The organism is Chitinophaga oryzae, from assembly GCF_012516375.2.
GTDB lineage: Bacteria > Bacteroidota > Bacteroidia > Chitinophagales > Chitinophagaceae > Chitinophaga > Chitinophaga oryzae.
The window spans coordinates 6,871,876-6,883,704 of sequence record NZ_CP051204.2; the positions used below are offsets into that span (position 1 = coordinate 6,871,876).

The window sequence follows — 11,829 nt, forward strand, 5'->3', positions numbered from 1 at the left end:
AGCCCGGGGGACAAGGGAAAGGGATGAGGGAAGGGATGAGAAAAGGGATGAGAAAAGGGATGAAGGAAAAGGATGAGAAAAGGAATTGAGACAAGGGCTGGGCAAAAATATCATTTAATCAATGTAAAAAACCTTCCCCAGCGGATATAAAAATCCTTGTAAGTCTTGTGGAAGCTAAACCATATTACCCATGCTTTACCAATCAGGTGATCTTCCGGCACAAAGCCCCAGAAGCGGGAATCTATTGACTGGTGGCGGTTATCGCCCATCATCCAGTAATAATTCATTTTAAAAGTGTAGGACTTTGTTTCCTTACCGTTGATAAATATTTTATCACCCTGTACCTCCAGCTGGTTGTTTTCGTAGTTGACAATGATACGCCGGTACAGGGGCAGCACGCAGGTATCCAGTGCCACGGTGGCGCCTTTTTCCGGTACGTAAACCGGCCCGTAGGTATCTTCGCTCCAGGGAAAGTTATCCGGATCTCCGGGAAAAATGCCTCTCCGCGTTTTCATTTTCGGGTCCGGCAGGATAGTATCACCCCATTGTTGCACCAGTGCAGCTTTGTCTTTGGTAAGATCGTAGATATAGTATTTTGTAGAGTCTTCTCCCAGGCCATAGCCACCATCCACGCCGAGGTCTTTTTCCTGTTTATCATTGAACGGCTTTCCCGATCTCGTTTTTACCTGGTAGCCGGTGAGTGCTTCGGGTGGCTCGAAGCCCGGTTTACCGTTGACGAACAGTTGTCCGTTTACCACCATGATGGTATCTCCGCTGATGCCTACTGCCCGTTTGATCCATGTCTCGCGCCGGTCTACAGGGCGGTAGATGGGGTCCATATAGAACAGCTTCAGCGTGTCCGGCGTCATGTTCCGTTTCATCACGTAATAATCTGCGTCATCTCCAGACTTGCTGTACAATGCCGTATCTCCGCAGGGGTAGTTAAACACGATCACATCGTTTCTTTTTACTTCACTGAAACCAGGCAATCGTTTGTAGGGCCACTGTACAGCGGTGGAATAAGATTTGGTGGTTTTGGTAAAGGGCAGGGTATGATTGGCAAATGGGAATGCCAGTGGTGTCATGGGGATACGCGGACCATAGCTGATCTTACTAACAAAAAGATAGTCGTGGATTAACAGGGTCCTTTCCATAGAGCCGCTGGGGATCATAAAAGCCTCAAACAGGAAGGTCCGGATCAGCGTGGCTACTACGATGGCAAAAACAGCAGCTTCTATCCATTCCCTGGCTTTTGATTTCCTTTTTTGGGGTCCCCCGGCCGTTTTCCGCTTCCAGAAAAATAGCTTCATCGAGTTGGCTTTAGGATAATCAGTGTCTTAACAATTTAACCAATTAAAACCAGATCCGCATAAAAATTATTTCCCCGCAAACCCGCTGCAGTAAAGCCGCAGCAACATTTTCCGCGGGGATAAAACCCTTTTTCTTAATTTCGGTCATTGTCCACGTTACAAACAACATTATCAGATGCATAACTCACGACGTTCATTTATTCAGCAGGCCGGTTTGTTAGCTGCCGGTATGATGCTTCCCGGCGGCCTTTTTGCGCAGACGGAGAAAAAAGGCCTCTCCCGCAATATCGGGCTGCAATTGTACACGCTGCGCGATCAGCTGGACAAAGACGTAAAAAGCACCATCATCCGCGTAGCGCAGATTGGTTACAAGGAAGTGGAGACTTATTACGGTTACCAGGGGGAAAAGGACAAAGGCACTTTCTGGGGCCTCAAACCATCGGAACTGAAAGCGCTGTTCCAGGAATACCAGCTGGCTACGCCCAGCGGCCACTATCAGCTCAACGACTACCTGACCCGCGGCAACGGTGACCCGGCTGCGCTGCAACCACAGATAGACCTGGCGGCGTCACTGGGCCAGCAATATTTTATCGTGCCCGTGTTGCCTCTCTCGCTGTGGGATAAAAAGCTGACAACAGATGATTATAAATTCATGGCTGAACAGCTGAACAAAGCCGGCGAACTGTGTAAAAAATCCAACCTGCAGATCGGTTACCATAATCACTACTGGGAATTCAAGAAGCTGGCGGACAGCAATACCACGGGTTATGAGGTGATGCTCAAAAACACGGACCCTGCGCTGGTATCGTTTGAGCTGGACCTTTTCTGGGCAGTGAAATCCGGCGTAGACCCGCTGAAGCTGTTCTCCCAGGCGCCCGGACGGTTTGTGGCCTGGCACGTAAAAGACATGGACAAAAAGAACACCGCCAGCCTCACTGCTGCCGGCAATGAAAACAAAACCTCCATGCAGCTCTTGTCCGGCGTATCATTCGCAGAAGTGGGCACCGGCAGCATTAACTTCCGGCAGATCTTTGCGCAGGCCAAACAGGCAGGCGTGCAGCATATCTTTGTGGAGCAGGACAAAATCACCATCGATCCGTTCGACAGCATTACCAAAAGTTATAACTACGTGAAAAACGTATTAGTGAAATAGTTTCTTAGCCCGGGCTGTGATTCAGCCCGGGCTAGTTCCGTATTTTCGCGTTTCAAATAAAGCATACCCAAGATATGTCGATGCATGAAATAGAATCCCTGGTGGAGATGTCCGTTTACTGCCTGCATGAAAGCCAGGATGATTCACTGGACCGCAGAAGCCTCTTTTACAGCCTGTACGAGCTGCAATCAAATTTTGATACCGGCTTCACCCATTTCCGGGTGATGGATATCCTGATACAGCGCCGTTTCGTATATACCTTCCCGATAACCGCGCACCCGGCTTATGCACAGCATCAGGCGTTCCTCGACAACCTCGCCGCCGCGCAGAAGTTCAGCTTTATCTATACCGAACCTGAAGAGGAGTGGGATGCTGAAACCAACCCCGTAGCGGGCTACGCCCACTTCGACCAGCAGCGGCAACAGTATATCCTTTACTGCGATGCCGGTTCCACGCTGTGGGAAGCCTTTGTGGCCAACGGCACCCTGCAGGGCGCCGACGCTACCCCTCCGCAATTATCCGACGTGTTCACCATGGCCCGCATCATCGCAGAAAACGCAGCACAACAGCAATACCGCGACCTGCTCGCCACCTGGTACCAACTGCTGCCTTACATGGTGATGGCCGCTGAACAGGAAAATGAACCCATCGACCATGAAGGCCTGAAAACCATCCTCGACCTCGTGGTGGCCAACGACGCCATCTACGAAGAAGGCCTGCCGCCTGTAGATGAACTGCCGGAAGGCGGCGAACTCGGCAAATTCTGCGAATGGTGGTATGCTCCCGCCAAAGGGAAAATGAAAACAGCAGCCGAACTGGATAAAGGCATAGACCTCGACGCCGTGCCCTTTACACAGGAGGTGGAAAAAACAGCCGGCTGGTACGACAATGAAGTGAGAAGCCTGCTGGAAAGCATCCACCACAGCATCACCTTCATGGAAGACAACGGCTTCAATGAAGACACGCAGAAAAGTGTGGAGATGCGCCTGCTGCAGGGACTTGAATATGCCCGGAAAGGCATTGAACTGGCCCCCGAAGAACCCGGTCTCCTCGTGAATATGGGCTCCCTGTATATGCTGGCCGAAAATTTCGAAGAAGCACTGGCCTGCTACAACAGAGCACTGGACATCGCTCCGGACAACAGCTATATCCACCTCAACCGCGCCATCCTTTTCTATCAGATGGAAGACGTGCCGCTGGCCATCACCTCATTCGAAAAGGTGCTGGCGCTCGAACCGGACAACGAATTCGCCCAACAGTGGCTGGCGCAACTAAAAAGCAATGGATAACCGCCTTCAACAGATAGCAACAGCACTCGGCATCACCCTGCCGGGTGCCTACGCCCGCTTCCTGGAAACGGAACAGCTGCAGGAAAGCCGCCTCGTCACCGACCTGGTAAACCTCTATGGCACTGAAGATCTTGTAGCCAGGAACTACGACTACCAGGTGCAACAATACCTCCCCGGCTACCTGAGCATAGCGGACGACAGCGGCGGCTGCGGTATCTTCCTCAATACCACCGAAACCACCCTGACCGTATACACTACCGGTTACGGCGCCCTCGACCCCGGGTGCATGGACGTGCTCAGCGACGACTTCCTCCAATGGGCGCAACAAGGTTACTCCCTCGAAGTGTTACGGGAAGCCCCTGCTTTTATTGCCGCCCGCCACGCAGAGAAAAATCTGTTGCGCAACGAATGGATACGGCTCCACCAGGCACTTTCCCGCCTCGAAACCGAAAAACCCCGGCTGGACCTGAAAACCTATCTCCTGCAGAAGCGCCGGCTACAGCAGGAGATACAGGATTTCGAAACCCGGAACGCCGGGAAATCATACCGGTGATCCCAGGGCGGAAGCCCCGGGGCCGCTATATAACCACTTCCCTGTCACTACCTCCCCGCTACTTCCGTCACTCCTGTCACTCCCGTTACTTCCCCGTCATTTCCCCGTCGCTTACCCGCAGCGCCCCACCGCCAAAGGGCCCCGCGGAAACCTTCTGCCCTTTTTACCGATTTATCATGTTATCTTTGACCACCCCGGTTGCCATTTCTTTCATTACACTGTTATGCCCATTAAAAAATTCATGTCAGTGACCTCACCGGGGCGAACCATTGATTGATCAGTATCTGGATACAGGATGCAGAACAACGTAGCACAGGAGACAATATTATTTGACCGGATCGCGGAAGGTGACGAAGCAGCGTTTGAAGCGCTGTTTCATCTCTATGTGCCCCGCATCAGGCCCGTCATCCTCCAGATCATCCAGGAAGAAGCGCCGGTAAAGGATATTATCCAGGAAATATTCCTCGGCCTGTGGATGGGACGCGATAAGCTGCCCGCTGTCAGCAGCCCCCGCAACTGGATCTTTAAAATGACCTACCACCGTTCCTACAGCTGGCTGCAAAAACAGGGCGTCCGCGAAAAAGCCCGCCACCAACTGTCCTGGAGCGAAACGGAATACACCAACATCACAGAGGAAAACCTGTCCCTCTCTGAAACCTCCCGGCTGATACGGGAAGCCATCGCCCAGCTACCGCCCCAGGCCATGAAAATATACCTGCTGAGCCGGGAAAACGGCTTGAAAATAGCCGATATCGCCGGCCAGCTGGACATCTCTGTCCAAACCGTCAAAAATTCACTGGTACGCTCGCTGCGCGCCATCCGGGAATACCTGCTCAGACACGGTATTAGTATCCCTTTAATGTTACTTTCTTACAGCCTCTCCCTCTTTTTTTAAATTTTTTTTCAGACCGATAGGTACTATCGCAAAGTTCACGGTACGTATATGCAGGGACACCCCTGCAACCGGGTCGCCCCGCACCAAAATCCAACGTTCACGCGATACAAAAAACCACGTCATTGCCAGATACTGAAAGACTGATATACTTATTATCACAAGCCCGTCAGGGCCTCGCTACGCAGGAGGAGTACACGGAACTGCTGGAAATCATCCAGGCTGATGAAACGGGTACTGTCAATGCGCAGATTGAAGCCTTCCACGGGCCCGCAGCTCCGGACAGCCACGATCCGGCCGAATGGCAGCAGCTCGTCACCGGCATCCTGGCGGCCGACAAGCCCCGGCAGCCCGCCCGCATTCAACCCATCCACTGGAGATGGGCAGCAGCGGCCAGCATACTGCTGCTGGCAGGCATCGCCTGGTGGTGGACACACCCCGCCAAAACACCGGCGCGCGCATACACACAGGCGGCCCCCGACATAGCCCCCGGTGGCAATAAAGCCATCCTGACCCTCAGCGATGGTTCACAGATAACGCTCGACAGCGCCGGTAACGGCCTGCTGGCACAACAGGGTGGCAGTAAAATCACCAAAATGGCCAACGGCCAGCTGGTGTACGACGACGCCGGCACCACGGATGGCAAAATACTATACAACACCATGAGCACGCCCCTCGGCGGCCAGTATAGCCTCATCCTGCCCGACGGATCCAAGGTATGGCTCAACGCCGGCTCCTCCATTACCTACCCCACGGCCTTCACCGGCACGGAAAGGAAGGTAAGCGTGACAGGCGAAGCCTTTTTTGATGTGGCGAAAAATGCAGCTATGCCCTTCCGCGTAACGGCCAACAACACGACCGTCGACGTACTGGGTACCCACTTTAACATCAACGCCTACACAGACGAAGCCTCCATCAAAACCACCCTCGTCGAAGGCGCTATCCGCGTGTCTGCCCATAACCGCCAACTGGTGCTGAAACCAGGGCAGCAGGCCAGGGTAAGCCACTCCGATGTAGAGGTGGCCGACCAGGTAGACCTCTCCGCTATCACCGCCTGGAAAGAAGGCTATTTCTCCTTTACCAACGCCGACCTGCCCACCGTTATGCGGGAACTGGCACGCTGGTACAACCTCGAGGTGAGCTACGAAGGCAAAATACCGGACCGCGTGTTCAACGGGGAAATAGGCCGCAGCCTTACCCTCTCCCAGGTGCTCAAAGGACTGTCCAAAACGAGAATAAAATACAGAATAGAAAATGGCCGCCGGATTATCATCCAGCCATAACCTTTATAAAGAACGATGAAAAACAAAACAGGAACAATGATCAATTCAGGCTAACAAAGAGGTATTCCCATGTACTTTAATGAAATAAGCCGGGGATAAAGATTGGCGTCAGAACCCCGGCCTTAGTTCAGCTAAACCAACAAACAAGTCGGTAAACATTCTTCATTAATTCAACCAAACATTGCAAAAGTATGCAAGTAAAGGCTATTTGTAATTCCGGACCCGGTTGTCGTCCAAAAAAAGCCGGGCTGTTCAACAAACTTTTGTTAGTTATGAAGCTAACTTCTCTTCTGCTCCTGATGGGTATCTTACAGGTAAGCGCTAAAACCAGTGCTCAAACTGTTACCTGGTCTGCCCGTTCCGTCAGCCTCCAGAAAGTGCTGAACGTGATACGCCAGCAAACAGGCTACGCTTTTTTCTACGACCGGGAAGACCTGAAAAACACCTCCCCGGTAACCGTGGAACTGAAAAACGCTTCCCTGCAAACCGCTATGGACATGGTGCTCCAGCACCAGTCCCTCAGCTACGAAGTACAGGGAAATACGGTGTTCATCACCCGTAATGAAAAAACAACGAAAAACATACAATCCACGGAGAGCAATACACCTCCGCCGGTAACCATCTCCGGCAAAGTGGTGGACGAAACCGGCGCAGCCATCCCCGGGGCTTCCGTGATGGTGAAAGGCACCACCAAAGGCGCTATCACCACCCCTAACGGCGAATTCCAGATCGCCGGCGTAGACGAAAATGCAGTGATCACCATCACCAGTATCGGCTACACCGCACAGGAAATCAGCCTGAAAGGAAAAACACACCTCAATATCGTTCTCCAGTCCGACGTAGCCTCCCTGAAACAGCTGGTGGTAGTAGGCTATGGCACCCAGAAAAAAGCCAACCTCACCGGCGCCGTGTCCAGCATCGGCAGCAAGGAACTGGCCAACAGGCCCGTTACCAGCGTCAGCAACGCGTTACAGGGCACCATGCCCGGCGTTACCGTCACCGCTGCCAAAAGCGGTCAGCCAGGCTCCGACGGCGGCAGCATACGTATCCGCGGCATCGGCACCCTCAACACCGCTGACCCCGTGATAGTGATCGACGGAGTGGTGACCAACGTGAGCAGCCTGAACAACATCAACCCGGACGATATCGCCAGCATGTCCGTGCTGAAAGACGCCGCCTCCGCCGCCATTTACGGCTCCCGCGCGGCCAACGGCGTTATCCTCATCACCACCAAACAAGGTAAAAAAGGCGCTCCCCAGGTGACTTATAACGCTTATGTAGGTAAACAGAAAGCCACCGGCCTCCCCGACTTCCTGCCCTCCTGGCAGGTAGCGGAACTGGAGAACCAGGCTTCCATCAACGAAGGATCTGCTCCTAAATACACCGCCGAACAAATAGCCAAATACAAAGACGGCTCCGATCCCTACAACTATCCTAACACGGATTGGCTCGGCCTCTTCTACAAAGGCAGCGGCATCCAGCAAAATCATTACCTCGGTGTCTCCGGCGGAAGCGAAAAAACACAGTATGCACTCTCCCTCGGCCTCTTTGACGAGAACGGTATTGTAAAGGAAACCAACGCCAAAAGATATACTACCCGCCTCAACGTCACCTCCGAGGTGGCCAACCGCGTGAAAGTAAATGCCAATATCGGCTTTACCTCCACCGGCCAGGCAGAACCATCCAACCCCTACACCGGCGATTTTCAACAGCTGGTAAGACAGATCAACAGGATCAACCCGCGCGTGCCTTATAAATATGCTAATGGCCACTACGGCGCTATCGGCGACGGTAACCCCATGGCCTGGCTGGAAGGCAACAGCAAGAACACCTATTCCTACTACGATCTCGTAGGCAATGTGGGCGTGGACTGGGAAATCCTCAAAGGCCTGCACTTCAAGCCCTCCCTGGCTTATATCATGAAGATCAACCACATCAAGAAGTTCAGGGCCGATCAGCAGTATTACAATGCTAACGGTGATAAGACCTTCTACCAGGGACCCAGCTCCGTTACCGATCAGAACAACTTCGGCAACACCGTTACCCAACAGGCTTTGCTGGAATACACCAAATCCTTCAATAAACACAACTTCAAAATACTGGGCGGTTTCTCCCAGGAGCAAACCAAATACTCCTTTGACGAAGGATACCGTAAAGGCTTTCTCAACAATGAACTGACCGATCTGAACCTCGGCGGCACTGAAGGTCAGTACGCCCTCAATTACAGCTATGAGCTGGGCCTGCGCTCCTGGTTCGGCAGACTGAATTACGATTTCGACGGGAAATATCTGCTGGAAGCTAACCTGCGTTATGACGGATCTTCCCGCTTTGCACCGGGCAACAGGTGGGGCACCTTCCCCTCTTTCTCCGCCGGCTGGAACATCGACCGTGAGGCGTTCTTCGACGCCCTTAAACCTGCGGTGTCCAACCTGAAACTGAGAGCTTCCTGGGGCCAGCTGGGCAACCAGTACGTAAAAGGAAAGGATGACGCCAAGTATCCCACCTTCCCGTACTACCCGTACATCTTCACCGCCCTCGGCGATCAGAACTATGTATTCGGCGGCACAGCGGCCGGCGTAGTGCCGGGCGTTGCTCCCATCAATGGCGCCAACCCGGATATCAAATGGGAAAGCACTACAGAAACAGGCGTAGGTATCGATGCGGGCTTCCTTAACGGAAAACTGAACTTCAGCGCCGACTACTTCCATAAGAAAACCAATGGCATCCTGCTGGCTGTGCCGGTAGGCGCCGTCTATGGCTTCCAGGACCCCGTACAGAATGCGGGCGCCGTACTGAACCGCGGTTGGGAATTCCTGTTGAGCTATGCTGACAACAAAGGCGACTTCAATTACAGCGCCAGCTTCAACACCGCCTTTATCCACAACGAAGTACTGGACCTCCGTGGTTCCGGACCTATCATCGACGGCTATACGTTTAAACAGGTGGGCTATCCGGTAAACTCCATCTATGGCTACGTAGCTGAAGGCATCTTCCAGTCGAAAGATGAAATAAAAAATTCACCTTTCCAGTTACCGACCACCGCACCCGGCGATCTGAAATACCGCGATAAAGACGGCAACGACACCATCAACGGGGCCGACAGAGAATATCTCGGCAGCTATTTCCCGAAAGTGACCTTCGGTCTGAACCTGAGCGCTTCCTGGAAAAATTTCGATATCGGTATCTTCCTGCAGGGCGCTGCCGGTGTGAAAAACTATATCGATGCAGGCAAGATCGGCGCTGTTGGTGGCAATGCCAACAAGCCCACTTCCGCCTTCCTCGATACCTGGACAGCAGAGAACACGGGTGCTTCCATGCCCCGCACCTGGTATAACTACAAACAAAATGATCCCAGCGGCACGCCTTCCTCCTTCTGGGTGAAAGATGGTTCTTACCTGCGCCTTAAAAATCTCCAGATAGGTTACTCCCTACCGGAAAAAGTGATCAAAAGGATTGGCCTTACCAAACTGCGCTTCTATTACAGCGGCCAGAACATCCTGACGTTTGATCATCTCTATAAATGGATAGATCCGGAAGCCTCTATCACCAGCAGTATCTATTACTACCCGCAGGTGAAAGTGCACACTTTTGGCGTGAATGTTAGTTTTTAACCGTTACGAAAAATCATGATCATGAAAAGAAACCTTCTCTATATACTGCTTGCAGGTGCACTGACACAGGCCGCCTGTCAGAAAGATTTCCTGGACAAATCACCTACCGACGCCTATAGCAACGGATCGCTGTGGACAACTGAAGCCGCTGCCTCCGCCGCGCTCGCAGGATGTTACAAAGGATGGGAAACCAGCTATAACACCATCTATATGGATGCTGTCAGCGACAACAGCTACAGCCAGTGGGCATGGGACAACTACCAGCACCTGGGCAACGGCACCGCCACCGCTACCGATCCGCAGGTAGCCAACCAGTGGGATTATGTCACTATCCAGAAATGTAACTGGTTCATCGAAAACGTGGACCAGGCACCCATTGATGAAAAAATACGGAGCCGCTTCAAAGCTGAAGCCCGCTTCCTCCGCGCTTACCGCTACTTCGTGATGTCACAGCTCTATGGTGATGTTCCCCTGGTGGTGAAAAACCTGAGCGTACAGGAAGCGAACACCATCAGCAGAACACCCCGTGCAGAAGTCCGCAAATTCATCACCGATGAATTGGCTGCCATTGCCCAGATCCTGCCGCAGAGCTATACCGGCAGCGATGTAGGACGTATCACCAAAGGCGCCGCTTTAGCGCTGAGAGCACGCGTGGAGCTGTTTGACAAAAACTACGCTGCCGCTATCGAAGACTGTAAAAAAGTAATGGCGCTCGGTTATGGCCTCTATGAAAACTACACCAATCTTTTCCGCCAGGACTTTGAAAACAACAAAGAGGTGATCCTCGATGTACAGTACAAAGCCAACGAAAAGGATAATGCCAATACAGACCTCGGTATCCTGCCTTCTTCCGGTTATGGCGGATGGGCTTCGCTCAGTCCCACACAGTCACTGGTAGACGCCTACGAAATGACCAACGGTAAAACCATCGACGATCCAACCTCCGGTTATGACGCCAACAACCCTTATGCAAACAGGGACCCGCGTCTGGCTGCCAGCGTAGTATATCCAGGCTTGGAGTACAACGATAAGTTCTATGACCCGATCACTCCCGGTGGTGCTGACTACTACAGCGAGGGCAACAACTCTCCCACCGGTTACCTGGTACGGAAATTCGTTCCATTCCTGAAAGACTTTCCCGATATGTGGAACACCGGGGTGAACATCATCGTGATCCGTTATGCGGAAGTACTGCTCACCTACGCGGAAGCACAGATTGAGTCCGGGGTGATGGACAACAGCGTATACCAGGCGCTCGATGATATCCGTGCACGTGCCGGTATGCCGTTGGTGAACCGTACGGTATATAACAACATCGCCGCCCTTCGTACCCTTGTGCGCCGCGAACGCCGTGTGGAACTGGCCCTCGAAGGTCTTCGCTGGTACGATATCCAACGCTGGCAGATAGGTCCCGCCGTCAGGACCGGCACCGTATATGGCACCCGCCTGGGCACCGTAGATGCCACTACCGGCAAAGTAACCCTGACCGGCAATCATGTGGTGGCTGACCAGCGTTCTTTCAGCCCGCAGCGCGATTACCTCTGGCCCGTACCACAAAAAGAAAGAGATATCAATAAAGGCCTCGGTCAGAATCCGGGCTACTAGATATTTACGATTTTTTGATTTACGAATTTTTTGATTTTAGTTAAACAGACCGAAGCGAATAATGAATCGCTTCGGTCTGTTTTTTTTATCAACTCTCCGAAATCCCAAAATCGTAAATCAAAAAATCCCCAAA

At 52.5% G+C, this 11,829-nt stretch carries 8 protein-coding genes; 7 read left to right on the plus strand and 1 reads right to left on the minus strand.

What is annotated here, in order from left to right; genetic code table 11:
- Positions 1 to 110 precede the first annotated feature (110 nt).
- A complete protein-coding gene (gene lepB / locus HF324_RS26960; protein WP_168806144.1) occupies positions 111 to 1,310 on the minus strand; it encodes a signal peptidase I in 1,200 nt (399 codons plus the stop codon).
- Between the two features lie 175 nt (positions 1,311 to 1,485).
- On the opposite strand from lepB, the gene HF324_RS26965 reads away from it, so the two are divergent.
- The 7 genes from HF324_RS26965 (at position 1,486) to HF324_RS26995 (ending at position 11,696) form a co-directional block, all read left to right on the plus strand.
- Positions 1,486 to 2,463 carry a sugar phosphate isomerase/epimerase family protein gene (locus HF324_RS26965; protein ID WP_168806146.1) on the plus strand — a complete coding sequence of 326 codons (978 nt, stop codon included), beginning with the start codon at positions 1,486 to 1,488 and terminating at the stop codon, positions 2,461 to 2,463.
- A gap of 74 nt (positions 2,464 to 2,537) precedes the next feature.
- The gene (locus HF324_RS26970; protein WP_168861294.1) at positions 2,538 to 3,752 is read left to right on the plus strand and encodes a tetratricopeptide repeat protein; all 1,215 of its coding nucleotides are present in this window, start codon (positions 2,538 to 2,540) and stop codon (positions 3,750 to 3,752) included.
- A complete protein-coding gene (locus HF324_RS26975) occupies positions 3,745 to 4,305 on the plus strand; it encodes a hypothetical protein (protein ID WP_168861295.1) in 561 nt (186 codons plus the stop codon). Before HF324_RS26970 ends, HF324_RS26975 begins: the two co-directional genes overlap by 8 nt.
- Positions 4,306 to 4,600: 295 nt before the next feature.
- The gene (locus HF324_RS26980) at positions 4,601 to 5,200 is read left to right on the plus strand and encodes an RNA polymerase sigma factor (RefSeq protein ID WP_168861296.1); all 600 of its coding nucleotides are present in this window, start codon (positions 4,601 to 4,603) and stop codon (positions 5,198 to 5,200) included.
- 122 nt (positions 5,201 to 5,322) lie between these two features.
- Positions 5,323 to 6,480, plus strand: a complete 1,158-nt coding sequence (locus tag HF324_RS26985; RefSeq protein ID WP_168806154.1) for a FecR family protein — start codon at positions 5,323 to 5,325, stop codon at positions 6,478 to 6,480.
- 272 nt (positions 6,481 to 6,752) lie between these two features.
- On the plus strand, positions 6,753 to 10,091 hold the full coding sequence (locus tag HF324_RS26990; protein ID WP_168861297.1) for a TonB-dependent receptor: 3,339 nt from the start codon (positions 6,753 to 6,755) through the stop codon (positions 10,089 to 10,091).
- A gap of 21 nt (positions 10,092 to 10,112) precedes the next feature.
- Positions 10,113 to 11,696, plus strand: coding sequence for a RagB/SusD family nutrient uptake outer membrane protein (locus tag HF324_RS26995; protein ID WP_168861298.1), 1,584 nt, complete (start codon positions 10,113 to 10,115; stop codon positions 11,694 to 11,696).
- Positions 11,697 to 11,829 lie beyond the last annotated feature (133 nt).

What these genes read in the sequence shown, in the direction of transcription:
- lepB (WP_168806144.1), bottom strand. Translation starts at nt 1,310, where the DNA reads ATGAAGCTATTTTTCTGGAAGCGGAAAACGGCCGGGGGACCCCAAAAA.
- HF324_RS26970 (WP_168861294.1), top strand. Translation starts at nt 2,538, where the DNA reads ATGTCGATGCATGAAATAGAATCCCTGGTGGAGATGTCCGTTTACTGC.
- HF324_RS26975 (WP_168861295.1), top strand. Translation starts at nt 3,745, where the DNA reads ATGGATAACCGCCTTCAACAGATAGCAACAGCACTCGGCATCACCCTG.
- HF324_RS26980 (WP_168861296.1), top strand. Translation starts at nt 4,601, where the DNA reads ATGCAGAACAACGTAGCACAGGAGACAATATTATTTGACCGGATCGCG.
- HF324_RS26995 (WP_168861298.1), top strand. Translation starts at nt 10,113, where the DNA reads ATGAAAAGAAACCTTCTCTATATACTGCTTGCAGGTGCACTGACACAG.
- HF324_RS26990 (WP_168861297.1), top strand. Translation starts at nt 6,753, where the DNA reads ATGAAGCTAACTTCTCTTCTGCTCCTGATGGGTATCTTACAGGTAAGC.
- HF324_RS26965 (WP_168806146.1), top strand. Translation starts at nt 1,486, where the DNA reads ATGCATAACTCACGACGTTCATTTATTCAGCAGGCCGGTTTGTTAGCT.